The sequence below is a fragment of the Methylobacterium sp. E-041 genome, assembly GCF_022829665.1.
Taxonomy (GTDB): Bacteria; Pseudomonadota; Alphaproteobacteria; order Rhizobiales; family Beijerinckiaceae; genus Methylobacterium.
Genome location: NZ_JAKSYQ010000088.1, coordinates 25,754 through 51,601, shown reverse-complemented (window position 1 = coordinate 51,601; position 25,848 = coordinate 25,754). Strand labels below are relative to the sequence as shown.

Below are 25,848 nucleotides of genomic sequence, written 5' to 3'. Positions count from 1 at the left end.
CGCGAACGCTATACCGGCCGGCGCGTGGCCGCGCCACTCGCCGGGATCGCCCGGTCTGCTATAGCTTGGCCCCGTGATGCCGCGTACCCGCCCCGTCCCCGATCCGGATCCTGCCGACGCCGCGGTCGATCCCCTGCGCGTCTGGTTCCGCTTCATCCGCCTCAACCGGCGGGTCACGGCGGCGATGAGCGGGACGCTGCGCGGCATCGGCCTGTCGATCCCGCAATTCGACGTGCTCTCGACGCTGACCGAGCGCGAGGGCCTGACCCAGCAGGACCTGGCGGCGCGCCTCTACGTCACGAAGGGCAACGTCTCCGGTCTGATCGACCGCCTGGTCGAGGCCGGGCTGGTCGAGCGCCGCCCGATCCCCGGCGACCGGCGCTCGCATGCGCTCCACCTCACGCCGGCCGGCGCCGACCTCGCCGCGCAGGGGCTCGCGGCGCAGGCGGCCTATGTCGGGCGGACGCTCGGGCGCCTCGGCGCCGACGATCTCGCCGCATTCGAGGGCCTCGTGCTGCGCTGGCGGGAGCTGGCCCGGTCCGAAGCCGAGAGGCCGGATCGTCCCAAGGCCGATTGATCGTCGCGGGATGGCGGATCCGAGCTTCGCCCGAACTCCGGATCAGGGGGCGTAGGCGCGCGCCGAGCCGGGAATCACGACCGAGGTCGGCACGTGCAGGGGCAGGGACGACGGCGCGTCCTCGCGTTGGTCCGGATCGGCGCCCTTCTGGCCGGTGCGGACGCGGATCCCGGCCCACGGGCCGTCGATGTCGAAGGCGAGGCTTGCGCGGGCGTTGTCGCCCCCGGCCTTCGGGCCGAGCTCCGCCCGGGCCCGGACGCTGCGCGCCGGCAGCGAGACCTGGCCGCGCAGGATGCCCGTGAGGTTGGCGGCCTTGAGGGTGCCCTCGCCGATCTCGCCGACCCCGTCGGCGAACTTCAACGTGATCGCGGCCCGCTCGAACGGGGTGCGGCCGTTGCGGCGGGCGAGCGCGCCGGGCGCGACCGCCCCGTTGCGATGCAGGACGTCGGCGAGGTCGATCCCGGCGAGCACGCCGCCGTCGATGGCGAAGGCGGCCCGTCCGGCGACGTGCGCGGTGAGGTCCGCCGCATCGCGCCCGGTGCTCTCCAGGGCGAACTGCCCTTGCGTGCCGCCGTGAACCCAGCGCGACTCGCCGAGGTCGAGCAGGAGGGCGCCGAGGTCGAGCCGGTCGAAGGCGCCCTGCGCCTTGACCTCGGTCTCGGCCCCGTCCGCGCCGGTCGCCGACAGGGCGACCCGGCCCTTCAGGGTCGCGCCCTGGAGCTCGGCGCGGTTGAGGGCGACCTCGACCGCCCCGGGCCGCACCAGCACGCTCGCCGCGAGATCGTTCAGGAGGACCGGCCCGATCCGGCTCTCGGCCGCCGAGATGCGCAGGTCGAGGTCTCCGCCCGTGAGCGGGCCCAGGGCGATCGCCTGAGCGCCCTGGGGAACGCCGTCGACCGTCGATCCGCCGAAGATCTGCATCAGGCCGCCGAGCAGGGGCGCCAGGTTCAGGCTGTCGCTGGCGAGCGTGGCCTGGACCGCGGTGCGGGCCTCGCCGAGGCTCACGGACCCCGCGCCCTCGAGCACGTCGTCGCCGAAGGTGGCGCGCAGGCTGGAGAACGCCATCGTGCGGCCGGCGGCCTCGAAGCGTCCGTCGAGGGCCAGCGTCCGGATGAAGGGGGCCAAGGCCACGTCGCTGCCGATCCAGGCCATCGTCTCGGAAAGCGAACGCGTCTCGATCCGCCCCTGCCCCTGGATGGCGAGGCCTCCCGCGGTCCGGGCGCTGCCCTCGGCGGCCAGGTTCCCGGTGGGCCAGGCGGCATCGAGCCTGAACGGCGACGCGGCGCCGCTCAGCAGGTCGTTCGCGCGCAGGCCGATGAGCGCGACGCTTGTGCGCGCGCCGCGCCAGGTGAAGCTCGCCGCCGCGTCGAGGCCGGCGCTCCAGAGCGGCCAAGCGAGGGTGAGGTCGACCGCCTGCGCGCCGCCGCCGGGGCTCGCCGCGTCGAGGGTCGCGCCGGTCAGCGTGATCCGGCGCGGGTGATTCGTGCCGCCTTGGCCGAGCCGCGCGGCGGTCCGGCGCACCGGCTCGGCCCAGCGCGGATCGTCGGCGCCCTCCGGCATGTGGATCGTGGCGCCCCCCAGCACGAGCGAGCCGAGGTCGGCCTGGCCCGAGAGCAGGGCGAGCGGGTTAAGGTCGAGATCGAGGCTGCCGCCCTCGATCAGCGCCGGGCCGCCGGCCTGCGCGGCGGTGATCCGGGTGCGGGTAAAGCTCAGGCGCGGCAGGGGCAGCAACGTCATCGTGGTCGCGCCCTCGGCGGTGAGCGCGAAGCCGAAATCGCGCAGGCCGCGGCTGACGAAGGCCGCCGCCGTCGGGGTGCCGACCGGCCAGGGCAGGGTCGCGAGGCCGGTCCCGAGGACGGCGAGCGACGCGAAGCCGACGGCGAGAAGGAGGCGGCGCGGCGACATTGCACTCCGGGCGGGCACGTCGCGGGCCGCTCGAGGGGCGGCGAGGTCGCGACGGGGGACGACGAGCGGCCCCGGATGTTTCAGGCTCACCCCGCCGTCATGCATCGGACCGTTCGGGTGATTCCCTTAAAGCGTCCGATCGGCTTTGTCTGCCCGCAGCGCCCGGCCGTCCCCGCCGCCTTCGTGCGGACGGCCGGGGCCGCGCTTCCCGACGCCGGGCGCCTTTACCGGCGCGCCGGAATCGGGGACAGCTTTCGCGGAACGAATGTCGGCGCGATCGCGCGCGGGCCGGAAGGGTTCAGTGTCCATGAAGAAGGTCTATGCGGATCCGACGTCGGCGCTCGCGGGGCTGCTCAAGAACGACATGATGGTGATGTGCGGCGGCTTCGGCCTCTGCGGCATCCCCGACGAGCTGATCGAGGCGGTGCGGGAATCGGGCGTGAAGGGGCTGACCATCGTCTCGAACAACGCCGGCATCGACGGCGTCGGCCTCGGCAAGCTGCTCGAGACCCGGCAGGTCGCGAAGATGATCTCGTCCTATGTCGGCGAGAACAAGGAGTTCGCCCGGCAGTACCTCGGCGGCGAGCTCCAGATCGAGTTCAATCCGCAGGGGACGCTGGCCGAGCGCATCCGCGCGGGCGGGGCCGGCATCCCGGCCTTCTTCACCAAGACCGGCGTCGGCACGAAGGTGGCCGAGGGCAAGGAGGTGCGCGAATTCGACGGCGAGCACTTCGTGATGGAGCGCGGGCTGTTCGCGGACCTCGCCATCGTCCACGCCCATACCGGCGACACCGAGGGCAACCTGCGCTACCGGAAGACCGCGCGGAACTTCAACCCGATGATGGCGACCGCCGCGACGATGACGGTGGCGCAGGTCGAGCACCTGGTGCAGCCCGGCGAGATCGACGCCGACGACATCCACACCCCCGGCATCTTCGTGAAGCGGATCATCCACGTTCCGGGGCGCGAGAAGCGGATCGAGCAGCGCACGGTGCGCAAGCGCGCCGAGGCCGCTCCGGCCGCGGCCGGCGGCGGCGCCGTCTGAGCCCGCGACGACTTCCGGCCGTGAGGCCGCAAGCGCGAAGCGCGTCGCCGCGGGTGCGGCGGACGGCGCGGGACGCGCCCCACATCAGGAGATCGAAAAATGGCCTGGACCCGCGAGCAGATGGCGGCGCGTGCCGCGCGTGAGCTGGAAGACGGCTTCTACGTGAACCTCGGGATCGGCATCCCGACGCTGGTGTCGAACTACATTCCCGAGGGCATGTCGGTGCAGCTCCAGTCGGAGAACGGCATGCTCGGCATGGGGCCGTTCCCGTTCGAGGGCGAGGAGGACGCCGACCTGATCAATGCCGGCAAGCAGACGATCACGGCACTGCCGACGACGAGCTACTTCTCCTCGGCCGATTCGTTCGGGATGATCCGCGGCGGGCACATCAACCTGTCGATCCTGGGCGCCATGCAGGTGGCCGGAAACGGCGATCTCGCCAACTGGATGATCCCCGGCAAGATGGTGAAGGGCATGGGCGGCGCCATGGACCTCGTGGCCGGCGTCAAGCGCGTCGTCGTCGTGATGGAGCACGTGGCGAAGAACAAGGACGGCACCGAGAGCCCGAAGCTGCTCAAGGAATGCGACCTGCCGCTCACCGGCACGCACGTGGTCGACCTCGTCATCACCGACCTCGGCGTGTTCACGATCGACAAGCACGGCGACGGCGGGATGCGGCTGATCGAGCTCGCCGACGGCGTCACCGAGGAGGAGATCCGCGGCAAGACCGAGGCGGCCTACACGGTGGCGCTCGCCTGAAACCCTACGCCGCGGCTCGGCCGCCCCGCCTGGCGCCGAGCCACGTCGCGGCGCCGACCGCGAGGCCGACCGCGGCGATGAGCAGCGTCGAGGCGGCGTTGATCTCGGGGTTCACGCCGAGCCGGACCTGGCTGTAGAGCCGCATCGGCAGGGTGGTCGCGCCGGGCCCCGAGACGAAGCTCGCGACGACGAGGTCGTCGAGCGACAGGGTGAAGGCGAGCAGGAACCCGGCGGCGATGCCGGGGGCGAGCAGCGGCAGCGTCACCGTCGCGAACACCCGGAACGGCCCGGCGCCGAGGTCGGCGGCGGCCTCCTCCAGGTCGCGGTCGAGCCCGCGCAGGCGGGCGGCGACCACGACCGCGACGAAGCCGGTACCGAGGGTGGCGTGGGCGACGACGATCGCGCCGAGGCCGCGGTCGATGCCGACCCCGACGAACAGCAGCAGCAGCGACAGGCCGGTGATCACCTCCGGCATCACCATCGGCGCGGTGACGAGCCCGGTGAACGGCGTGCGCCCGCGGAAGCGTCCGTGCCGCGCGAGCGCGAGGGCGGCCAGCGTGCCCAGCGCCGTCGCGATGACGGCCGACAGCGTCGCGACGCGGAGCGACACCCAGGCGGCCTCGAGCAACGGCCGGTCGGCGAGCAGGACGCCGTACCACCGTGTCGAGAACCCGCCCCACACCGTGACCAGGGCCGAGGCGTTGAACGAGTAGACCACCAGCACCAGGATCGGCGCGTACAGGAAGCCGAGCCCGAGGAGCAGCGCCGTGCGGGTGAGCGCGGTCGGACGATGCGCGGTCATGGTGCGCCCTCGCCGCTCGCGGCCTCGGCGGCGGCGTCGCGGAACAGCACCACCGGGCCGACGACGAGAACCAGCAGCAGGATCGCCACCGCCGAGGCGAGCGGCCAATCGCGGTTGGTGAAGAACTCGCTCCAGAGCACGCGCCCAAGCATCAGCGTCTCGGAGCCGCCGAGCAGGTCCGGGATCACGAACTCGCCGACCATGGGGATGAAGCACAGCGCCGCGCCCGCCAGCAGCCCGGGCAGGGCGAGCGGCAGCGTCACGGTCCAGAACACCCGCGTCGGCGAGGCGCCGAGGTCGGCCGCCGCCTCGCGCAACGCCGGATCGAGGCGGCTCAGCACCGCGTAGAGCGGCAGGACCATGAACGGCAGGTAGGCGTAGACGAGGCCGATCAGCACCGCGGCGGGGGTGTTCAGGATCTCCAGCGGCTGCGCGATCAGCCCGAGGCGCAGCAGCCCGAGATTGAGCAGGCCCTCGGGCTTCAGGATCGCGATCCAGGCGTAGACCCGGATCAGGAAGCTCGTCCAGAACGGCACCACGACGAGCGCGACGAGCAGCGGCTGGCGCGCCGCCGGGCTCCGGGCGATGGCGTAGGCGAGCGGCGTGGCGATGCCCGCCAGGATCGCGGTCGCCGATAGCGCGTAGGCCAGCGACGTCAGGGCCGCGTCGCGATAGAGCGCGTCGGTGGCGAGCGTGACGTAGTTCTCGAAATTGAGCGCCCTGAGGAAGTCCGACCAATCCCCCGCGCCGCCCCGCCAGTCGAGCACCGGCAGGTACGGCGGCATCGCGGTCGCCGGCTCCGACAGGCTGATCTTCAAGGTGATGACGAACGGCACCAGGAAGAAGGCGCCGAGCCAGAGCCAGACCGGCAGGCGGAGAAGGACGCGCAGGCGGCTCGCGCTTGGGGACGTCGTCATCGTCCCGGTCTCCCGGACTTCGCTTTCACACCCTCCCCGTCATCCCGGGGCGCCGAAGGCGAGCCCGGGATCCAGATGCACTGGTCGTGCTGGAGATGGCGCCGTCGGCGGCTCTGGATCCCGGGCTCTGATGCGCAGCCCCGGGATGACCGCGGCGGGGCGACTGGCAGGGTCTTAGATTCGGTAACGATTTTGAGCCCGGCAGCCGTTCGGGAGCGGGTGCCCGGCCCCTCATCGTCCCGTGCATCGCGCATGACCGATGACCTCATGCCGGCAGGATCGTCGCGGCATCGGGGGCGAAGCGGACCGCGACCGCTTCGCCCACGACCGGCGCGCCCTCGCCCGGCGCGGTTGTCGCGCGCAGGCAGGTGCCGTCGGCGAGGCGGACGACGCGGCGGGTGCGGTCGCCGAGGAAGGTCTCCTCGATCAGCGTCCCGGGCACGCCCTCCCCGCTCAGGCTCAAGTCTTCGGGACGCACGGCGAGGACGATGTCGGCGCCGGCTGAAAGCGGCGCGTCCGGCGCGCGCGCAAGCAGCGGTCCCACCGCGCTCTCGACGCCGCGATGCGGGCCGGGCTCCTCCGCCCCGAGGCGGCCGGGGATGAGGTTCACGTCGCCGAGCAGGCCCGCGACGAATCGCGTGGCCGGCCGGCGGTAGAGGTCGGCCGGGCGGCCCACCTGCACGAGCCGGCCGCGATCCATCACGCCGATGCGGTCGGCCAGGGTCATCGCCTCCGCGGGATCGTGGGTGACGACGACGAAGGTGGTGGCGAGGCGGCGCTGCAGCGCGCGCAGCTCCGCCTGCGTCTCCTCGCGCAGCGTGCGGTCGAGGGCCGCCATCGGCTCGTCGAGGAGCAGCACCCGCGGCTCGCGGGCGAGCGCCCGGGCCAACGCCACGCGCTGGCGCTGGCCGCCCGAGAGCGTCGCCGGCGCGCGGTCCGCGAAGCCCTCGAGGCGCACGAGGCGCAGCAGCGCGGCGACCCGCTCGGCCGTCGCCGCGCGGCCGGCGACGAGGCCATCGAGCCCGTAGGCGACGTTCCGGCCGACGCTCATGTGCGGGAACAGCGCGTAGGACTGGAACATCATGTTCACCGGCCGGCGATGGGCCGGCAGCGCGGCGAGGTCCTGGTCGCCGAGGCGGATCGTGCCCGAGCTCGGCGCCTCGAACCCGGCGATCAGGCGCAGCAGCGTGCTCTTCCCGCACCCCGAAGGCCCGAGCAGGCAGAAGAACTCGGACGCCGCCAGGTCGAGGGAGACGGCGTCGACGGCCGTTCCGGCCCCGAACCGCTTGGTCAGGTTCTCGAGTCGCAGCAGCGGCGCGGACAAGGGCTCAGCCGTCCTCGCGCAGGGCCTCGGCGACCCGGGCCTCCAGCAGGTCCGGCCGGCGGATCACGAGGGCGCCGCGGGTGCGGTCGACGAGGCCCTCGGCCGCCATCACCGTGAACTCGCGGGTCACCTGCTCGCGGCGGCAGCCGATGCGGGCGGCGAGCACGTGGTGGTAGGGCGGCGGCGTCACCACCCGCTCGTCGCCCCCGCCCGCGCGCGGCACCGAGAGCCGCAGCAGCTCGGCATAGAGGCGGTGGCGCAGGTCGAGCAGCGCGTGCTCCATCAGGCGGGTGTTGAGCTCGCGCACGCGCTTGGTCAGCAGGCGGAACAGCCGGTCGGCGATGGCTTCCGAGGCGAACACCATCTGCCGGAACACCGAGGCCGGGACGACGCAGAGCTCGCCGCGGGTCAGCGCCGTGACGTTGGCCGAGCGGCCGACGCCGTCCAGCGCCGACAGCTCCCCGAAGAACGCGCCGCCGCGCATCTCGCCCAGGATCACCTCCTTGCCGGACTGCGTGCGGTTGAGGATGCGCACCTCGCCGGTGGCGAGGAAGTAGACGTCGGTGGAGACGTCGTCGAAGTCGACCAGCACCTCGTTCTCGTCGAAGCGGCGCCAGTGGCAGCGCGTCTCGAAGGGGCCGAGCTCGATGCCCGGCTCCTTGAAGAACGGAATGGTGGAGAGCCGTGCCATCGAAAACCGGTCCCTTCGCGATGCGCCGGGACCGCCGCGCCGCGGACCGTCTGAAAGTCCGCGCGACCGGCCCGACCCGGAGCATCGCGTCGTCGAGCTTGTTGCGGGATCGTGACGACCGGGTAGTCACCGGTCAAGCCGACCGTCGGCGATGGAGGTGGATGGGGCCGCGCCGGACTACGCGAGACTGTGATTTCCCGTTCGCGCCGACGTCGCTTAGGTGAAGGACCGCATTCGGCCTGCGAGGGCGCCCGGGATCCGGAATGCCGCGCCTGTTGCCCCCCGATCGAAGGCCTCCGGGCTCACCGCCCGACCTTTTCGCGCCGGGACGCGCGGCGATTTCGATCCCCCTCGACGCGCGCCACGCCCCGGCCGGTCCCGTGTTCGGCGGTCGTCGGGCGACCCTCGGGGCCGCGTTCACGCTGGCGGGACGCGGGCTTCACACCGGGCGCCGCGCGACCGTCCGCGTCGGCCCGGCCCCGCCCGGGCACGGCATCGTCTTCCGCCGGCGGCTTCACGGCGGGCGAACGGTCGACGTCCCGGCGCTGTGGACCCTGCGCGAGCGCCAGCCTTTGTGCACGGCGTTGCGCTCGCCGGAGGGGCCGCTGGTCCGCACCGTCGAGCACCTGCTCGCCGCGCTCTCGGCCGAGCGCATCGACGAGGCGCTCGTCGAGATCGATGCCGAGGAGCTTCCGATCTTCGACGGCAGCGCGGTGCCCTGGTGCCGCGCGATCCGCGCGGCGGGCCGGATCGAGAATGGCGAGCCGCGCCGCATGATCCGGGTGCTGCGAACCGTCGAGGTGGTGGACGGCCGGCGCACGCTGCGCATCGCGCCGCATGACGGGCTCCACGTCTCCGCCCACCTCGCGCTGGCGCATTTCGGCCCGCTCGACTGGTCCGGCCCGGTCACGCCGGACGTCTTCCTCGCGGAGATCGCGCCGGCGCGCAGCTTCGGGCGCTACTGGCGCGCGATGCTCGGGCGCGCCTACGGCTTCGCGACGCGCAAGCCGTTCCTGCAGGGCTGCGGCGCGCGCTCGGCGGCGATGATCGTGCGCGGGGGGATCGTCGGCGGGATGCGGGTGCCCGACGAGCCGGTGCGCCACCGCGTCCTCGACCTCGTCGGCGACCTCGCGCTCGCCGGCCATCCGATCCTCGGGCGGCTGACGGCGGCCCATACCGGGCACGAGCTCAACCACGCGCTGGTCGCCAAGCTGATGTCCGACCCGACGGCTTGGGATCTGGTCTGAGGCGTCCCACGACTCAAGCGCATGGCACCGCACGCTTGCCACCGGGCGCCGGTCTCGCCAGAACGCCCCATGCTCCGCGTCAACGACCTCACCCTCCGCATCGGCGAGCGCCTGATCCTCGACGGCGCGAGCTTCTCGATCCCCGACCGCGCCCGCGTCGGCCTCGTCGGCCGCAACGGCGCCGGCAAGACCACCTTGTTCAAGGCGATCCTCGGCGAGTGGCCGGTGGATGCGAGCGCGGTCTCGATGCCCAAGGGCATGCGCATCGGCGCGGTGGCGCAGGAGGCGCCGGCCGGGCCCGAGACGCTCCATGCGGTCGTGCTCGCCGCCGACACCGAGCGCGCGAAGCTCATGGCCGAGGCGGAGGGCGCCGACGGGCTGCGCCGTGCCGAGATCGAGACGCGGCTCGTCGACATCGGCGCGCATTCGGCGCCGGCCCGCGCGGCGGCGATCCTGCACGGCCTCGGCTTCGACGCGGCGGCGCAGAACCGGCCGTGCTCGGACTTCTCGGGCGGCTGGCGGATGCGCGTGGCGCTCGCCGCGGTGCTGTTCTCCGAGCCCGACCTGCTGCTGCTGGACGAGCCGACCAACTACCTCGACATCGAGGGCACGATCTGGCTCTACGACTACCTCGAGCGCTATCCCCGCACCGCGATCATCATCTCCCACGACCGCGACCTGCTCGACGAGTCGGTCGACCACATCCTGCACCTCGACCGCGGCAAGCTGACGATCTACCGCGGCGGCTACACCTCCTTCGCCAAGCAGCTCTCCGAGAAGCGGATGCTGCAGGCCAAGGCCAAGGTGAAGCAGGATGCCGAGCGGGCGCATCTCCAGAGCTTCATCGACCGGTTCAAGGCCAAGGCGACGAAGGCGCGCCAAGCGCAGTCGCGCGTCAAGAAGCTCGCCAAGATGGTGCCGATCGCCGGGCTGATCGAGGACGACGTGCCGGTGATCCACCTGCCGAGCCCGGAGAAGCCGCTCTCGCCGCCGATCGTGGCGATGGAGCGGGTGGCGGCCGGCTACCCCGACCGCATCGTGCTCTCGGGCCTCAACCTCAGCCTCGCCCCCGACGACCGCGTCGCGCTGCTCGGCGCCAACGGCAACGGCAAGTCGACCTTCTGCAAGCTCATCGGCGGCCGGCTCGACGCGCTGTCCGGCGAGCTGCGCCGCTCCTCGAAGATGAAGGTCGCCTACTTCGCCCAGCATCAGCTCGACGAGCTGCGCCCGGCCGAGAACGCGGTGGCGCACCTGCGCACGCTGATGCCGGACGCCCCCGAGGCGCGGGTGCGCGCCGCCACCGCCCGGCTCGGGTTTCCCGCCAACAAGGCGGACACGCCGGTCTCGCAGCTCTCGGGCGGCGAGAAGGCCCGCCTGCTGATGGGGCTCGCCGCCTTCGAGGGGCCGCACCTGCTGATCCTCGACGAGCCGACCAACCACCTCGACATCGAGAGCCGGCAGGCGCTGGTCGAGGCGATCAACGACTACGAGGGCGCGGTCATCCTGGTCAGCCACGACCGCTTCCTGGTCGAGGCCTGCGCCGACCGGCTCTGGCTGGTCGCCGACGGCTCCGTGAAAACCTTCGACGGCGACATGGACGATTACCGGCGCCTCGTGCTGGCCGGTCCCGAGCGCGACGCCGCCCGCGACGAGGACGCCTCGGGCGGCAAGCAGGCCGAGGCGCGGCGCTCGGCGGTGGAGCGCCGCGCCGCGCTTGCCCCCTTGCGCAAGCGGCTCGAAGGCTTGGAGGCGCGCATGGACAAGCTCACCGCCGCCATCGCCAAGATCGACGCGGCGCTCGGCGACGGCACCGCCTTCCTCCAGAACGCGGCCAAGGCCGGCGAGATCGCGAAGATGCGCGCCGACGCGGTCGCGGCGCTCGGGGCCGCCGAGGAGGAATGGCTCTCGGTGAGCGGGGAGATCGAGGCGGCGGCCTGATCGGCCTTCAGCCCCTGTACAGGCGCGGCCCGCGACAGGATGTCGACGTTCCACGATACGAACCGTCGCCGTGCGGGAGAGCGTCGGCGATCGAGGATGGATGATGCCTGATACGGTCGTGCTCGATGCCATCGCGCCGACGACGCCGGCGGCCGGTGGGCCGGACACGGTCGTCGCCATCCCCGTGCGCAACGAGGCCGAGCGCATCGGCTTCTGCCTTGACGCCCTCGATGCGCAGCAGGGCCTGGCCCCGGGCCGCCTCGGCATCGTGCTCTTCCTCAACAACTGCACGGACGACACCGCCCGCATCGTCGCCGAGCTGGTGCCGCGGCTTTCCGTGCCGGTGCGGGTGATCGAAATGGAATATGCCGGCGCCCATGCCGGCTGGGCCCGGCGCAAGGCGATGGACGCGGCCGCCGGCTGGCTCGGCGGCGCCGGCACCATCCTGTCCACCGACGCCGACAGCCGCGTGCCGCCGGACTGGGTCTTCGCCAACCTGCGCGCGCTCGCGGCCGGCGCCGACGCGGTCGCGGGCCGGGTCGAGCTGATCCCCGAGGAGGCGGCCCTGCTGCCGCCCTCGCTCCCGGCCCGCGGACGCCTGGAAGACGCCTACAGCGCGCTCCTGACCGAGGCGGAGGCGCGGATCGACCCCGATCCGAACGACCCGTGGCCGTGCCACCGCACCACCATCGGCGCGACGCTCGCCGTCAGCCGCGACGCCTACGCCCGGGTCGGCGGCATGCCGGAGATCGCCCTCGGCGAGGACGGCGCCTTCGTCGCCCGCCTCCTCGCGCACGGGTTCCGGGTCCGCCACGACCCGGCGGTGATGGTGTTCATCTCCGCCCGCCTCACCGGCCGGGCGCCGGGCGGGGTTGCCGACACCATCCGCTCCCGCTGCGAGGATCCCGGCGCGCTCTGCGACGCGCGACTCGAACCGGTGCCGCGCGCGCTCCATCGCTACCTCTGGCGCCGCCGCCTGCGCCGGCTCCATGCCTCCGGCCGGCTCGGGACGAGCACGGCCTGGGCGCGCCGCCTCGGCATCCCGGCGGACGAGGCGGCGCGGATCGCCGCCCTCCCCCTTGTCGGCCAGGTCGTCGCGGAGGCCGAGCGCGCCAGCCCGAAGCTGAAGCACGCGCCGCTGAGCGTCGCGCGACTGCCCGGCCAGATCCGGCTCGCGAAGGCGGTGCTGCCGGTCGTGCGGGCGTTCGCATCGGTTCGGGACCGATGGGAGGGGCCAGTGGCTGTCGCGGCGTCGACATCGGCAGGGGCGGTCACGCGGGCCATGCCCTGAACCAGGTAAGGCGCCGGTCCCCTCTCCCGGTGGCCTCAGGCCCGCGCCGGCGCGGGCGCCGGCGACTTCGCCTTTCCAAGCCCCAGCACCAGGGCGCAGCCGATGGCGGAGAGGATCACCAGCGGCATCAGCCCCAGCGGGTAGCTTCCCGTCGCGTCGTTGATGACGCCGAGGAGGTAGGTGCCGAGGAACCCGCCGATGTTGCCGATGGCGTTGATCTGGGCGATGCCGGCCGCGGCCGCGCCCGCCGAGAGCCATTCGGTCGAGAGCGCCCAGAACGGGCCCTTCACGGTGTAGGTCGCGGTGATGGCGAGGCACAGGATCAGGATCGTCGGCCAGAGCTGGCTCGTCAGCACAGACGCGGCGAGGCTGGCGGCCAGCAGCCCGAGCGGCAGCGCGGTGTGCCAGACGCGCTCGCGCCGCCTGTCCGAGGACCGCCCCCAGACGATCATCAGCACCGAGGCGATGCCGAAGGGGATCGCGTTCAGCAGCCCGGTCTCGAGGTTGGTCAGGCCGAAGGACTTGATGATCTGCGGTTGCCACAGCGACAGGCACTGGCTCGCCCCGGAGGCGCCGGCGTAGATCAGCGAGGCGGCGAGCACGTAGCGGTTGGTCATCACCTGCCGCAGCGAGAGGTGGCCGGCGGGCCTCCTCGCGCCCTCCACCACCGAGGCCCGGTCGTCGGCCAGGCGCTCGGTGAGCCAGGCGCGCTGCTGCGGCGTCAACCAGCTCGCGCGGGCGGGGCCGTCCGGCAGCAGGACGAAGGCGAGGATGCCGAGCAGCACCGCCGGCACCGCCTCGATCAGGAACAGCCACTGCCAGCCGCGGAAGCCGAGCATCCCGTCGGTGCCGAGCAGCCAGGCCGAGAGCGGCGACCCGAGGAAGCTCGAGATCGGGATCGCGACCATGAAGATCGCCACGATCCGCCCGCGATAGGCGCGCGGGTACCAGTAGGTCAGGTAGAGGATCACGCCGGGGAAGAACCCGGCCTCGGCCGCCCCGAGCAGCAGACGCACCGCGTAGAACGAGACCGGGCCCACGACGAAGGCCATCCCGGCCGAGACGAGCCCCCAGGTGATCATGATCCGCGCGAGCCAGATGCGGGCGCCGAAGCGCTCCATCGCGACGTTGCTCGGCACCTCGCACAACACGTAGGACACGTAGAACAGGCCGCCGCCGAGGCCGAACTGCGCCGGCGACAGGCCGATGTCCTGGTTCATCTGCAGGGCGGCGAAGCCCGCGTTCACCCGGTCGACGAAGGCGACGAAGTAGGCCAGCATCAGGAACGGCAGGATGCGCCACGTCACCGTGCGCAGGGTGGCGCGCTCGATCGCGCCGATCTCCGCCTGAGCCATGGTCCGTCACTCCCTCGCGTCGCCGGCGCATCCGGCGTTCCACGAACCCGGCACCCCTCGGCCGGGGACGATCGCGACACCGCCGCCCCCCTGTCAACGGCTGCCGGGTGCGGCGCCGCGGGCGCGATGCGACGGCGAGGCACCAGGCGGCGCCAGGCAACGTTCCGCCCGCTCATCCCGTTGTCGCGACGACCGATCCGTCCCGAGACGAGGCGCAAGGCGATGGCGACGAGCCCCGACGGCTTACCCCCTGCCCTTCCCGGGCGGCGGGAGGTGATCGACACGGCGGCTGGCCGGGTGAGCGTCTACGGCTCGGCCGAGGCCGAAGGGATGCCGCTGCTGCTGATCCATTCGATCAACGCCGCCGCCAACGCCTACGAGGTCCGCCCGCTCTACCTGCATGCGCAGGGGCGGCGCCCGGTCTACGCCCTCGATCTGCCGGGCTTCGGCTTCTCCGAACGTTCGCGCCGGCTCTACAACCCGCGGGTGATGGCGGACGCGATCCACGCCGTCGCCGACGCGATCGCGCGCCGGCACGGCGGCGTCCGCATCGACGCGATCGCGCTCTCGCTCTCGGCCTCCTACCTCGCCCGCGCCGTGGTCGAGCGGCCGGAGGCCTATCGTGCGATCGGCCTGATCAGCCCGACCGGGTTCGACCGGCGCCTCTCCGGGCGCGGGCCGGCGGGCGGCGACCGCGGCAGCCCGCGCGTCCGTGCGATCGTCGATTCGCGCCTCCTCGGGCCGGCGCTGTTCGCCCTCCTCGTCAGCCGCCCGAGCATGCGCTTCTTCCTGCAGAAGACCTTCGGCTCGAAGCGGATCGACGAGGGGCTGTTCGCCTACGACTACCGCTCGGCCCACCAGCCCGGGGCGCGGCACGCGCCCTACTGCTTCGTGGCCGGCCACCTGTTCCCGACCGACGCCACCACGCTCTACGAGGCGCTGACGCTCCCGGTGCTGATGCTCCACGGCAGCCGCGGCGACTTCGTCGACTTCCGCGACGCGCCGCGCTTCGCCGCCCGGCCGAACTGGACGATCCGGGCCCTGCCGACCGGGGCCTTCCCGCATTTCGAGGACCCGGCGACGGTGACGGGGCTCTTCGACGGGTTCTTCGCCGGCCTCGCCTGACCGCTCAGGCCGCGGCGACGCGATAGCGGAGCCAGACCACCCCGCCGGACAGGGTCTCGCAGGATCTCAGCTCGAGCCGGCGCTTGGCCCCGAGCGAGTCGGCCTCGGTGCCGTCGACGTCGAACACCGCGGGCGTGCCGCGAAGGCCGTCGACGGCCGGGGCGAGCAGCAGGCTGAGCTCGTCGATCACGCCGGCCCGCAGCATCGAGCCGTTGAGGCCGCCGCCGCCCTCGACCAGGAGGCGGGCGATGCCGAACAGGCGGCCGAGCTTCTCCACCGCCAGCGCGAAGTCGATCGTCTCGGTGCCGGCGAACAGGTAGGATTGCCCGCCCGCCCGCAGGCGTCTCAGATGCGCGTCGGGGACGGCCTCGGTCAGGACCACCACCACGTGATCGCCGGTGATCTCGTTCCGCGCGCCCCAGTCGAGGCGACCCTTCGCGTCGAGGGCCACCGCGTAGCCGGACGCGTCGCGCCGGGCGACGTGGTCCTCGCGCGGCACCGGGCCGTCATCGGCGGGCGGGGCGGCGAGCGGCGTGGCGCTGTCGGCGTAGCCCTGCATGGTGACGCGGCCGCACATCCAGGCATCGCCGTCGAGGCGCGCGTGCACCGTCTCGTAATGGTCGTCGGCCTCGATCCCCCAGCGGCGGGTCTTGATCCGCCCGTCGACGGAGCTGGTCATGTGGCAGATCACGTGCGGTCTGGCGGTCTCGGCCATCGTCGGGTCTCCTGCGGACGGGTCGCCGCCGGAACTAGCCCGCGACGGCCCTTCGCACAGGGGCCGCTCAGCTGACGCGCCAGCGTGATTCGAAGCCGATCAGGCGCGCCGCGCCCAACGCGGCGCTCTCGGCGCACTCGGCCGGGATCCGGCGCCACGCCGGAGGCCTGCGGAAATCGAAGCGGCGCATCGTCTCGCGCATCAGGAGCGCGATCTGCGCCTCGGTCTCCGGCGGGATCGGCCGCCCGGCCCACTCGTTCGGCGCCCGTGCCGGCGCCGCGGCGACGACGCGATCCCACGGCAGGCCCCAGGCGAGGTCGGCGAAGCGCGCGCAGGTGGCGGCGAAGCGGTCGGCGATCTCCTCGGCGAGGTCCGGAGCGTCGCCGCGGAACGGCTCCGGATCGAGACCGCGCGACCACGCCGCCTGGTCGAGGACGTGGCCGATCCGGCGCGGGTGGCCCTCCACCTGGCGGTGGACCCGGAGGTGCCGCAGGCGGCGCGAGGCCTCGACGGCGAGCGGCCCGGAACTGCGGTTGGTCACGGTCCGCAGGGCGTCGGCGTCCATCATCGGCGCGAGCCGCGCGGTCAGCCCGAGCGCGGCGACGAACCGCTCGACCAGCGTCGCGTCGGAGCGCGCGTCGCGCAGCGGCACGGCGATCACGGCGCCGTCCGTCGCCCGCGCCCAGGGCGCGATCAGCGCGCGATAGTCGAGCCGCCCGGAGCGGCGGTTCGCACGAGCGTATTCGCGGAAGCTGCGCGGCTCCTTCACCAGCTGCGCGCGGTGGGCGTAGGCGGAGTTCAGGAACTCGAACGGCGGCTTGACCGCCATCACGACATCCATCGCGAAGCCCCGGCGGGCGAACGCCTCGGACAGCGTCCGGGGCACGCCGAAGCTCGGCCGCTGCACCGAGAAGTCCTCGTAGGACAGGATCACCGTGTCGGCGTCCGTCTCGGACAGGACGCGATCGAGGCGCGCGAGCATCGCGCGGCGCTCCGCCTTCGGCCGCCGCCCGTCGAGCGCCTCGCCCAATCCCTGGTGGTTGACGTCGGACCCGGGCTGGGCGCCTTCGGGTGCGAGGTCCGGGTAGAGCAGGCCGGCTTCCGCCAGCCGCGGCCGCAGGTTGGCCAGCACCTGCTGCAGCGATGTGGACCCCGTCCGGGGCATTCCGATATGGATGATCGCGCGACGCACCGTCGATCGCCTCCCTGTCCTGATCCCTGGCCGTCGCGGACCGTCCGCGCGGCCGTCCGTCCCCCAAGATCCCCCTCGGTTCCGATGATCGACCTGACGCTCGAGGCCGCCCGCACCATCGTCGCCACCGCCCTGGAGACGGCGCGAACGCGCGGCCTGAAGCCGCTTGCGGTGGTTGTATATGACGATCGCGGTTCTCTAAAATGTGTCCAGGCGGAGGACGGCACCTCGCTCCGCCGCGCCGAGATCGCGATGGGCAAGGCCAACGGCGCGCTCGCGCTCGGCCTCGGCTCGCGGGCGATCCACGCCCGCGCCGAGGCGCAGCCCTACTTCGTCGCCGCGGTGAGCCACGTGGTCGGGCCGGCGGCCCTGGTGCCGGTCCCGGGCGGCGTGCTGGTCCGTGCGGCCGACGGGCGCCTTCTCGGCGCCGTCGGCATCTCCGGCGACACCTCGGACAACGACGAGATCTGCGCGGTCGCCGGCATCGAGGCCGCCGGGCTCGTGCCCGAGACCGGCGCCTGAGCCGATGCGCCTGCCGCGCCGTGGCTGGCTGACCGGCGCCGGCGCCCTGCTGCTCGGGGGCTCGGCCGGGGCCGGAGCGGCCCCGGAGGCCACGTATCGGCGCGGCAACGACGCCGATCCCGAGACCCTCGATCCGCATCGCTCCTCGACGGTGGCCGAGGCGCACATCCTGCGCGACCTCTACGACGGCCTTCTCACCTACGACAATCGCGGCGCCATCGTCCCCGGCGCGGCGGAATCCTGGCGCATCTCGGACGATGCGCTGACCTACACCTTCACCCTGCGCGAAGGCGGGCGCTGGTCGAACGGCGATCCGGTCGAGGCCGAGGCCTTCGTCTATTCCCTGCGCCGCATCCTCGCGCCGGAGACGGCGGCGAAGTACGCCGAGGTGCTGTTTCCGATCCGCAACGCGGCCGCTATCAACCGCGGCGCGATGCCGGCGACGGCGCTCGGCGTCGCGGCGCCGGACCCTCGCACGCTAACGATCGCGCTGGAGGCGCCGACCCCCTACCTCCTCGAATTGCTGACGCACCAGACCGCGCTGCCGGTGCACCGCCCCTCGGTCGAGCGCTTCGGCGACGGCTTCACCCGGCCGGGCAACCTGGTCTCGAACGGCCCCTATGCCCTGGCGGATTCGGTGCCGAACGACCGCATCGTGCTCAGGCGCAACCCGCATTTCCACGCGGCGGCCGAGGTCGCGATCGCGCAGGTCGCCTTCGTGCCGACGCCGGACCTCTCGAGCGCGGTGCGCCGCTACGATGCGGGCGAGCTCGATTCGCTGGCCGACCTGCCGGGCGACCAGATGGCGTCGCTCCGCCGCCGCTTCGGCGATCAGGTGGTGCTGGGACCCTCGCTCGGGCTCTACGCCCTGGCGGTGAACACGCGCAAGCCGCCCTTCGACGACGTCCGCGTCCGCCGCGCCCTCTCGCTGGCGCTCGACCGCGAATACCTCGCCGCGGCGTTGTGGGGCGGCACCATGAGCCCGGCCTACTCGCTGTGCCCGCCCGGCCTCGACAACTACCGGACGCCGCCGGAGACCGAGGGGCGCACCCGCCTCCCCATCGACAACGAGGACACGGCGAGGCGCCTGCTCACGGAAGCGGGCTTCGGGCCGGATCGGCCGCTGCGCGTCGAGTACCGCTTCAACACCAGCGACAACAACCGCAACACCGCCGTCGCCGTCGCCGAGATGTGGCGCGGCCTCGGGATCGAGACCCGGTTCGTCTACACCGACGCCAAGACCCACTTCGCCTACCTGCGCGACGGCGGCGACTTCGACGTCGCCCGCATGTCCTGGATCGCCGACTACTCGGACCCGCAGAACTTCCTGTTCCTGCTCACCACCGGCAACGACGGCATGAATCCCGGCCACTGGTCGAACCCCGCATACGACGCCCTCCTGGCCGAGGCCGCCGCCGAGCGCGACCTCGCCGCCCGCGCCGGCCTGCTGTCCCGCGCCGAGAGCCTCGCGATGCGCGACCTGCCTTGGATCCCGGTGATGCACACGCGCTCGAAGGCCCTGATCTCGCCGCGCCTGCACGGCTACGTGCCGAACCTGCGCAACGCCGCGCCGACGCGGTTTCTGCGGCTGGTGGGCTGAGCGCGTGTCCCCGGCGCTTGTCTCGCCGGGGCGGGGGACCGATACAGGGCGGGACCATCGGCAGCGGAGCATTCCATGGACGACGTCGCACCGCCGGCGCCCGACCCGGCCCGCTCCAGGCGTCACCCGATCCTGCTCGGGGTCTTCGTGTTCGCGATGCTGTTCTTCGGCGATCTCTACCTCAACCACGGCACGAACCTCGCCGTCACGCTGCCGGCCTCGCTCGGGATCGGGATCTGGGCCGGGTATCGCGAAGCGCGACGGGCGTGAACGCTCCGACGCGGCATCGTCGCCTCCGACGCCCCGATCGCCCATGACCGGCTACGTCCTGCGCCGGCTGCTGCAGGCGGTCCCGACCCTGTTCGTGGTGATCGCGGCGAGCTTCTTCCTGATGCGGCTCGCGCCCGGCGGCCCATTCGACCTGGAGCGGCCGCTGGCACCGGCGGCCATGGACAACCTGCGGCGGGTCTATGGGCTCGACCAGCCGCTGGCGGTGCAGTTCGGGCGCTACCTCGCCGCCCTGGCGCGGGGCGATCTCGGGCCGTCCTTCTCGTTTCGCGACCTCACCGTCGCGGACCTGTTCGCCCGCGGCCTGCCGGTCTCGATGATCCTGGGCGGCTTGGCGCTCGCCGTCTCGCTGATCCTCGGGGTCGGCCTCGGCGCGCTGGCGGCCTACCGCCGCGGCGGATGGCTCGACCGCCTCGTCGGGGCGGGCGCCTCCCTCGGCCTCTCGGTGCCGAGCTTCGTCGTCGCGCCGCTGCTGCAGATCGCCTTCGGCCTGTCGTTGCGCTGGCTGCCGGTGAGCGGCTGGGAGGGCGGCGCGCCGACGCATCTCGTGCTGCCGGTGATCACCCTGGCGCTGCCGCAGGCCGCGGGCATCGCCCGGCTCACCCGCGCGGCGATGGCGGAGGCGCTGCGCGCGCAGCACGTGCGGACGATGCGCAGCCTCGGCCTCCCGCCCTGGCGCGTCGCCCGCCACGCGCTGCGCGGCGCGCTGCTGCCGGTCGTCGCGATCCTCGGGCCGCTCTCGGCCGCCCTGCTCACCGGCTCGGTGGTGATCGAGACCATCTTCGGCCTGCCCGGGATCGGCCGCTACTTCGTCGAGGGCGCGCTGAACCGCGACTACACGCTGGTGATGGGGACGGTGGTGCTGGTCGCGGTCCTCGTCGTCGCCCTCAACCTCGTCGCCGACCTCGTCTCCGCGTGGCTCGACCCGCGCCTGCGGCTGCACGCGTGAGCCTACCCCCGCGCCTGCCGCCGACGCGCCGCGCGCTGCTGCGGCTCTCGCGCCATCGCGGCGCGACGGCGGCCTTCGCCGTGCTTGTCCTGCTGACGCTCGCCTGCCTCGTCGGCCCTTTCCTCACCGGCCATGCGCCGGAGCGGACCTACCCCGACCTGCGCCAGCTTCCCCCCGGCTTCGCGGCGCAGCCCGACGCGGATCATCTGAGGCCGGCGCTCGATCGCCTCGCCTTCCGCATCCGCGCCGCGGTCGCGCAGGCCGAGATGGCGGACGGCGTGCTCCGCCTCGTGCTGGCCTCGGAGGCGCCCATCGACGCGCGCGGCCTCGTCTACCTGCCGCGCTCCGACCTGTTCGGCGAGCCGCGCATCGTCGCCCGCGACGACGAGGGGCGGCGCCTCACCGTCGCGGTGCCGGTCCGCAAGCTGCACTTCCTCCTCGGCACCGACGTGCACGGGCGCGACCTGCTCAGCCGCAGCCTCGTGGCCGGCCGCGTCTCGCTGCTGATCGGGCTCACCGCGACGCTGGTCGCCCTCGGCGTCGGCATCGTCTACGGCGCCGTGGCGGGCTTCGCCGGCGGGGCCGTCGACGCCGCGATGATGCGCGTCGTCGACATCCTCTATGCCCTGCCGTTCGTGTTCTTCGTGATCGTGCTGGTGGTGTTCTTCCGCGCGAGCCTGGTGCTGATCCTGATCGCGATCGGCGCCGTGGAATGGCTCGACATGGCCCGCATCGTCCGCGCCCAGACGCTGGCGCTGCGCCGCCGCGACTTCGTCCGCGCGGCCGAGGCGCTGGGGCTCTCGGCCGCGACCATCATGCGCCGGCACATCGTGCCCAACACCCTCGGGCCGGTGACGGTGGCCGCCACGCTGCTGGTGCCGCGGGTGATCCTGCTCGAAAGCTTCCTGTCGTTCCTCGGCCTCGGGGTGCAGGAGCCGGCGACGAGCTGGGGCGTGCTGATCGCGGAGGGCGCGCGCAGCCTCGAATCCGCCCCCCACATGCTCGCCGGGCCGGCGGCGTTCTTGGTCGCGACGCTGGTCGCGCTCAACCGGCTCGGCGACGGGCTGGCCGACGCGCTCGATCCGCGCGCCGACGCCTGACGCCCGCGCCCGGCGATGTCACCGCATCTCGGTATAGGCCGGGTAGACCTGCCGGACGCGGTGGCGCTCCTCGGGGATCGGCATCGCCGGGCGCACCCGCGCCTGCGCGGCCGCGGGCAGGACGATGTTGGTCTGGGCCGGGCGCAGGCGCCAGCGGTCGGCGCCGGACATCGCGACCGGCTGCCGGTCCCGGGCGAGCGTCGCGTCGGCGCCGTGCGTCGGCACGATGGCGAGGCCGGCGAGCGCGGCCGTGCCCAGGATCGCCACGCGCAGGCAGGGGCCGAGGCGGCGGGCTCCGGAACGGGCGGCCAAGGAATGGCGGGGCGGGAGGCGACCGGTCTTGCGGACGTCGGGGCGAGGCTTCATGGGGAGCATCCACGGTGATGCCGCCATCAAAGCCCGCAACGATGAAAGCTCGGCCGAACCTTTTGTTGGTCTCCGCCGTTCTGAACAGCAGTCTCGAGTCAAGGTAAACACAGTCATGGCGACCAAAGTCGAGACGGCCTCGGGCGAGAAGACGCCCGAGCGCGCCCCCATGGGCACGGTCGTCGACACCGACATCTCGGCGCGACTGGACCGGCTGCCCTGGGGCCGGTTCCACGTCCTCGTCATCGTGGCGCTCGGCATCACCTGGGTGCTCGACGGGCTCGAGGTGACGCTCGCCGGGGCGCTGGTCGGGGCGCTGCGCAAGGCGCCGATGAGCTTCACCGAGTTCGACGTCGGCCTGGCCGCCTCGTCCTACCTCGTCGGCGCGGTCACGGGGGCGCTCGGCTTCGGCTGGCTCACCGACCGCATCGGCCGCAAGAAGCTGTTCTTCATCACGCTTGCCCTCTACCTCGCGGCGACCGCGGCGACGGGCCTGTCGTGGAACGTCTATTCCTTCTGCATCTTCCGCTTCCTCACCGGCGCCGGCATCGGCGGCGAGTACACCGCGATCAACTCGACGATCCAGGAGCTCGTCCCCGCCCGCGTGCGCGGTTGGACCGATCTCGTCATCAACGGCTCGTTCTGGATCGGCGCGGCGCTCGGCTCCTTCCTGTCGATCGTCCTGCTGAAGCCCGAGGTGATCGACCCGGCCTGGGGCTGGCGCGTCGCGTTCTTCACCGGCGGCGCCATCGGCCTCGTGATCCTGCTGCTACGCACCTGGATCCCCGAGAGCCCGCGCTGGCTCGCGACGCACGGCTACACGGCGGAAGCCGACCGGGTCGTCACCGGCATCGAGAAGCGCTTCACCGACGAGGGCCACACCCTGCCGCCGGTCGACGCGGGCAAGCGCATGAAGCTGCGCACCCGCAGCCACACGCCGCTCTCGGAGGTGTTCGGGACGATGTTCGGCACCTCGCGCCGGCAGACGTTCGTCGGGCTGTCGCTGATGATCGCGCAGGCGTTCTTCTACAACGCGCTGTTCTTCACCTACGCCCTGGTGCTGGAGCGCTTCTACGGCGTGCCCGGCGGCAGCGTCGGCTGGTACCTGCTGCCGTTCGCGCTCGGCTCCTTCCTCGGGCCGGTGCTGTTAGGGCGCCTGTTCGACACGGTCGGCCGCCGCCCGATGATCGCCTTCACCTACGGCATCTCCGCGCTGCTGCTCGCAGGCGCGGGGTACCTGTTCAAGATCGAGGTGTTCGGCGCCTGGGCGCAGACCGGCGTCTGGATGGTGGTGTTCTTCTTCGCCTCCGCCGCCGCGAGCGCCGCCTACCTCACGGTGGCCGAGACCTTCCCGCTGGAGATCCGGGCGCTGGCCATCGCCGGCTTCTACGCGATCGGCACCGGCATCGGCGGCGTGTCTGGGCCGCTGCTGTTCGGCTCGCTCGTCGAGACCGGCTCCCGCGACGCGGTCTTCGGCGGCTACCTCGTCGGCGCCGCGCTGATGGCGGTTGCCTCGATCGTCGGCGGCCTCTTCGGCACGGCGGCCGAGGGGCGGTCCCTGGAGGACGTTTCGAAGCCGCTCGCGGCGGCGTGACGGCTCGTCCCGCGCGCCATGATCTGGCCGGGCGGCGTTGAGATCACGCCCCCCGGCGCCAAACCTGCCCGTGATAGACGAAGGTCTCGCCCTCGCTCGCCAGGGCCGCGAGCCCGGTGAAGGCGGGGTCGTGGACCGTGATGACGCTGGTCGGGATCGCCCGCATCATCGCGGCGAACGGCGCCTTCCGCTCGAAGGAATCGCGGAAGCCGCCCTGCTGCAGCAGCTTGACGATCCGCGGGGCGATGCCGCCGCCGATATAGACGCCGCCGGTGGCCAGGAACGTCAGGGCGAGGTCGCCGCAGACGCGGCCGAGCACGCGACCGAACAGCTCCAGCGCCTCGGCGGCATGCGGGTCGGAGGCGTCGAGCCCGGCCTGGGTCACCGCCGCAGGCTCGATCTTCTCCGGCGGCTCGCCGGTCCTGACGTGGCGCACCGCGGCGTGCAGGCGGGCGAGGCCGGGGCCGGAGAGCACGGTCTCGACGGTGATCCGGTCCTCGACGCGCTCGAGCGCGTGCCAGACCTTCTCCTCGAACGCGTCGGCGGGGCCGATATCGGTGTGGCCCGCCTCGGTTGAGACGATCGCGAGGCGATCCGAATACGGCACCAGGGCCGCGGCGCCGAAGCCGGTGCCGGGCCCGAGCACGACGCGGGCGCCCCCGGGCGCGTGCCCGGTCGGCCCGATCGGGGTCAGGTCGTGCGGCGCGATGCCGGCGGCGCCGGCGGCGACCGGGACGTAATCGTTCACGACGACCGACGAGTCGAGGTCGAAATCGGCGCCGATCTTCGCGCCCTCGATCACCCAGTGGGCATTGGTGAGCTGCACCTTCGGGCCGTCGACCCGGCCGGCGATGGCCAGGATCGCCGAGCGCGGCGGCTTTCCGCCTCCATCGCCCTGCTTGGCCAGCGCCGCGCGGATGGCGCTCGACGGGTCGGGGTGGCGCGCCGTCTCCTCGTGCGAGAGCGGGCGCGGCGCGGCGCCCTTGGAATCGACCACCGCGAACCGGGCGTTGGTGCCGCCGATATCGCCGACGAGGACCGGAAACGCGAACATGCGGTACCCTTTCCCGATCGACGCGGGCCGTCCCGGCCGACGCGTCGCTGTCTGTCCGATGGAGCCGCCGGCGCGGCTCAGGCCGCCGGCAGGGTGTCCGGGTCGATGATCCCGCCCGCCGCCCAGCTGCCAAGCAAGGCGTGCACCGCGTTCGGGTCGGCCAGGCGCCGCGCGGCCGCGGTCTCGCCGGGCCCGATGCGGATGCCGAGGCCGCCATACGCCGCGACGCTGGCGAACGCGATCTCGTCGGTGCGGTCGTCGCCGAGGAACACCGCGCGGCGGCCGGCATAGGGGGCGTGCTCGAGGAAGGCGCGGATCGCGTGCGCCTTGGTGGCCGAGGCCGGCACGATCTCGCCGACCGCCTTCCCGAGCTGAAGCCGGTACCGGCCCGACAGCTCGGTGGCGATCGCCGTGACCGCGGCCTCCGCCCGCTCGGCATCGGCCGGGTTCGCCAGGCGCCAGTGCACGGCGACCGAGGCGCCCTTGTCCTCGATCAGCACCGCGTCGAGGTCGGCGACCAGGGCCCGGAGCCGAGGCATCCGCGCACGCAGCTCCGGATGGTCGTCCGGGCTGCCGCCGGTGAGGACGCCGTCGACCCGGCGCTCGACCCCGTGCAGCCCGGCGACGTCGAAGGCGGCGGGTGCGAGGAAGTCGTCGATCACCGAGACCGGGCGCCCGGTCACGATCGCCAGCGCCCCGTCGAGCCGGGCGTGCAGCGCCTGGAGCATCGGCACCAGCCCGGGCTCGACCCGGACGAGGTCCGGCCGCGGCGCGATCTCGACCAGGGTGCCGTCGAAATCCAGGAAGAGGGCGATGGGCGTGTCCAACGGCGGCGCTCCGGGCTGTCGGGTCGGGGCTAGCACGCCGCGCGTTTTCGGCAAACGCATCTTCGCGGCGCCCTATGTTTCGGACGAGACGAACCGAGGACGACGCGATGCATCCGACCCCATCCCCGACGAAGCCCGGCGAGGAGAGCGTGTGGGCCTATCCGCGCCCGCCCCGGCTGGAGCCGGTCGCCGCGACGCTGAAGGTCGTCCTCGGCGGCCGCACCATCGCCGAGACGCGGGCCGGGTTCCGCGTGCTCGAGACCAGCCATCCGCCGACCTACTACTTCCCGCCCGCCGACGTCGCCGAGGGCGTGCTCGGGCCGGCGCACCGGGCCGGGATCTGCGAATGGAAGGGCCGCGCGGTGCTGTTCGACGTGACGGCGGGCGGCGCAGCGATTCCCGGCGCGGCTGTTCCCGGTGCCGCTTGGGCCTATCCCGATCCGACGCCGGATTTCCGAGCCATCGCCGGCTACGTCGCCTTCTATGCCGGCCCGATGGAGGCCTGCACCGTCGGCGGCGTCCGCGCGGAGCCGCAGCCGGGCGGCTTCTACGGCGGCTGGATCACCCCCGGCATCGTCGGCCCGTTCAAGGGCGGGCCCGGAACGATGGGCTGGTGAGCCTCGGGAGCTGTCCCGCCGCCCCAGGACCGCTACATCGGGCGCCGG

General features: G+C 73.1%; 25 protein-coding genes. 14 read left to right on the top strand and 11 right to left on the bottom strand.

The window, feature by feature from the left end; genetic code table 11:
• Positions 1-76: 76 nt before the first annotated feature.
• Positions 77-577, top strand: coding sequence for a MarR family winged helix-turn-helix transcriptional regulator (locus MKK70_RS08575; protein ID WP_147844407.1), 501 nt, complete (start codon positions 77-79; stop codon positions 575-577).
• A 42-nt stretch (positions 578-619) separates the two neighbouring features.
• On the opposite strand, the gene MKK70_RS08570 is transcribed toward MKK70_RS08575, so the two are convergent.
• Positions 620-2,482: an AsmA family protein gene (locus MKK70_RS08570; protein WP_243946886.1), complete on the bottom strand. Its 1,863-nt coding sequence runs from the start codon at positions 2,480-2,482 to the stop codon at positions 620-622.
• A 307-nt stretch (positions 2,483-2,789) separates the two neighbouring features.
• Here MKK70_RS08570 and MKK70_RS08565 point away from each other — a divergent pair, with 307 nt between their 5' ends.
• A complete protein-coding gene (locus tag MKK70_RS08565) occupies positions 2,790-3,527 on the top strand; it encodes a CoA transferase subunit A (RefSeq protein ID WP_243933255.1) in 738 nt (245 codons plus the stop codon).
• Positions 3,528-3,626: 99 nt separating this feature from the next.
• Positions 3,627-4,286 (top strand): 3-oxoacid CoA-transferase subunit B, encoded by a 660-nt coding sequence (locus tag MKK70_RS08560; RefSeq protein ID WP_147729342.1) that lies wholly within the window; start codon positions 3,627-3,629, stop codon positions 4,284-4,286.
• Positions 4,287-4,290: 4 nt separating this feature from the next.
• On the opposite strand, the gene MKK70_RS08555 is transcribed toward MKK70_RS08560, so the two are convergent.
• From MKK70_RS08555 to MKK70_RS08540, 4 genes are all read right to left on the bottom strand, one after another.
• A complete protein-coding gene (locus tag MKK70_RS08555) occupies positions 4,291-5,088 on the bottom strand; it encodes an ABC transporter permease (protein ID WP_243946884.1) in 798 nt (265 codons plus the stop codon).
• On the bottom strand, positions 5,085-6,005 hold the full coding sequence (locus MKK70_RS08550) for an ABC transporter permease (RefSeq protein WP_243946882.1): 921 nt from the start codon (positions 6,003-6,005) through the stop codon (positions 5,085-5,087). The genes MKK70_RS08555 and MKK70_RS08550 overlap by 4 nt, the downstream gene beginning before the upstream one ends.
• 265 nt (positions 6,006-6,270) lie before the next feature.
• The gene (locus tag MKK70_RS08545; RefSeq protein WP_243946880.1) at positions 6,271-7,329 is read right to left on the bottom strand and encodes an ABC transporter ATP-binding protein; all 1,059 of its coding nucleotides are present in this window, start codon (positions 7,327-7,329) and stop codon (positions 6,271-6,273) included.
• A 4-nt stretch (positions 7,330-7,333) separates the two neighbouring features.
• Positions 7,334-8,020, bottom strand: coding sequence for a Crp/Fnr family transcriptional regulator (locus MKK70_RS08540; RefSeq protein ID WP_147727456.1), 687 nt, complete (start codon positions 8,018-8,020; stop codon positions 7,334-7,336).
• Between the two features lie 380 nt (positions 8,021-8,400).
• Here MKK70_RS08540 and MKK70_RS08535 point away from each other — a divergent pair, with 380 nt between their 5' ends.
• The 3 genes from MKK70_RS08535 (at position 8,401) to MKK70_RS08525 (ending at position 12,496) form a co-directional block, all read left to right on the top strand.
• Complete coding sequence (locus MKK70_RS08535) at positions 8,401-9,267, top strand: UDP-3-O-acyl-N-acetylglucosamine deacetylase (protein WP_243946878.1); 867 nt, start codon at positions 8,401-8,403, stop codon at positions 9,265-9,267.
• 69 nt (positions 9,268-9,336) lie between these two features.
• Complete coding sequence (locus tag MKK70_RS08530; protein WP_243937540.1) at positions 9,337-11,205, top strand: ABC-F family ATP-binding cassette domain-containing protein; 1,869 nt, start codon at positions 9,337-9,339, stop codon at positions 11,203-11,205.
• 130 nt (positions 11,206-11,335) lie between these two features.
• Complete coding sequence (locus tag MKK70_RS08525) at positions 11,336-12,496, top strand: glycosyltransferase (RefSeq protein ID WP_409568257.1); 1,161 nt, start codon at positions 11,336-11,338, stop codon at positions 12,494-12,496.
• 35 nt (positions 12,497-12,531) lie between these two features.
• On the opposite strand, the gene MKK70_RS08520 is transcribed toward MKK70_RS08525, so the two are convergent.
• The gene (locus tag MKK70_RS08520) at positions 12,532-13,851 is read right to left on the bottom strand and encodes an MFS transporter (protein ID WP_243946876.1); all 1,320 of its coding nucleotides are present in this window, start codon (positions 13,849-13,851) and stop codon (positions 12,532-12,534) included.
• A gap of 222 nt (positions 13,852-14,073) precedes the next feature.
• Here MKK70_RS08520 and MKK70_RS08515 point away from each other — a divergent pair, with 222 nt between their 5' ends.
• Positions 14,074-14,976, top strand: a complete 903-nt coding sequence (locus MKK70_RS08515; RefSeq protein ID WP_243946874.1) for an alpha/beta fold hydrolase — start codon at positions 14,074-14,076, stop codon at positions 14,974-14,976.
• A gap of 4 nt (positions 14,977-14,980) precedes the next feature.
• On the opposite strand, the gene MKK70_RS08510 is transcribed toward MKK70_RS08515, so the two are convergent.
• Both MKK70_RS08510 and MKK70_RS08505 read right to left on the bottom strand, forming a co-directional pair.
• Positions 14,981-15,691, bottom strand: a complete 711-nt coding sequence (locus MKK70_RS08510) for a dihydrofolate reductase family protein (RefSeq protein WP_243946872.1) — start codon at positions 15,689-15,691, stop codon at positions 14,981-14,983.
• A 67-nt stretch (positions 15,692-15,758) separates the two neighbouring features.
• Positions 15,759-16,856: a hypothetical protein gene (locus tag MKK70_RS08505; protein ID WP_243946871.1), complete on the bottom strand. Its 1,098-nt coding sequence runs from the start codon at positions 16,854-16,856 to the stop codon at positions 15,759-15,761.
• Positions 16,857-16,967: 111 nt separating this feature from the next.
• On the opposite strand from MKK70_RS08505, the gene MKK70_RS08500 reads away from it, so the two are divergent.
• From MKK70_RS08500 to MKK70_RS08480, 5 genes are all read left to right on the top strand, one after another.
• Positions 16,968-17,405 (top strand): GlcG/HbpS family heme-binding protein, encoded by a 438-nt coding sequence (locus tag MKK70_RS08500; protein ID WP_147729912.1) that lies wholly within the window; start codon positions 16,968-16,970, stop codon positions 17,403-17,405.
• Positions 17,406-17,409: 4 nt separating this feature from the next.
• Complete coding sequence (locus tag MKK70_RS08495; protein WP_243946869.1) at positions 17,410-19,005, top strand: peptide ABC transporter substrate-binding protein; 1,596 nt, start codon at positions 17,410-17,412, stop codon at positions 19,003-19,005.
• Between the two features lie 75 nt (positions 19,006-19,080).
• The gene (locus MKK70_RS08490) at positions 19,081-19,275 is read left to right on the top strand and encodes a hypothetical protein (protein WP_147729510.1); all 195 of its coding nucleotides are present in this window, start codon (positions 19,081-19,083) and stop codon (positions 19,273-19,275) included.
• A gap of 43 nt (positions 19,276-19,318) precedes the next feature.
• Complete coding sequence (locus MKK70_RS08485; RefSeq protein ID WP_147858426.1) at positions 19,319-20,242, top strand: ABC transporter permease; 924 nt, start codon at positions 19,319-19,321, stop codon at positions 20,240-20,242.
• The gene (locus tag MKK70_RS08480) at positions 20,239-21,342 is read left to right on the top strand and encodes an ABC transporter permease (RefSeq protein WP_243946867.1); all 1,104 of its coding nucleotides are present in this window, start codon (positions 20,239-20,241) and stop codon (positions 21,340-21,342) included. Before MKK70_RS08485 ends, MKK70_RS08480 begins: the two co-directional genes overlap by 4 nt.
• 18 nt (positions 21,343-21,360) lie before the next feature.
• On the opposite strand, the gene MKK70_RS08475 is transcribed toward MKK70_RS08480, so the two are convergent.
• A complete protein-coding gene (locus MKK70_RS08475) occupies positions 21,361-21,708 on the bottom strand; it encodes a hypothetical protein (protein ID WP_147858427.1) in 348 nt (115 codons plus the stop codon).
• Between the two features lie 115 nt (positions 21,709-21,823).
• Between MKK70_RS08475 and MKK70_RS08470 the strand changes: the two genes are divergently transcribed.
• Positions 21,824-23,302 (top strand): MFS transporter, encoded by a 1,479-nt coding sequence (locus MKK70_RS08470; protein ID WP_147843944.1) that lies wholly within the window; start codon positions 21,824-21,826, stop codon positions 23,300-23,302.
• A gap of 43 nt (positions 23,303-23,345) precedes the next feature.
• Here MKK70_RS08470 and MKK70_RS08465 read toward each other — a convergent pair whose 3' ends face one another.
• A complete protein-coding gene (locus tag MKK70_RS08465) occupies positions 23,346-24,299 on the bottom strand; it encodes a glucokinase (RefSeq protein WP_409567264.1) in 954 nt (317 codons plus the stop codon).
• Between the two features lie 134 nt (positions 24,300-24,433).
• The gene (gene otsB, locus MKK70_RS08460) at positions 24,434-25,183 is read right to left on the bottom strand and encodes a trehalose-phosphatase (RefSeq protein ID WP_243932118.1); all 750 of its coding nucleotides are present in this window, start codon (positions 25,181-25,183) and stop codon (positions 24,434-24,436) included.
• A gap of 107 nt (positions 25,184-25,290) precedes the next feature.
• Here otsB and MKK70_RS08455 point away from each other — a divergent pair, with 107 nt between their 5' ends.
• The gene (locus MKK70_RS08455; protein WP_147728397.1) at positions 25,291-25,800 is read left to right on the top strand and encodes a DUF427 domain-containing protein; all 510 of its coding nucleotides are present in this window, start codon (positions 25,291-25,293) and stop codon (positions 25,798-25,800) included.
• The last annotated feature ends 48 nt before the right edge of the window (positions 25,801-25,848 follow it).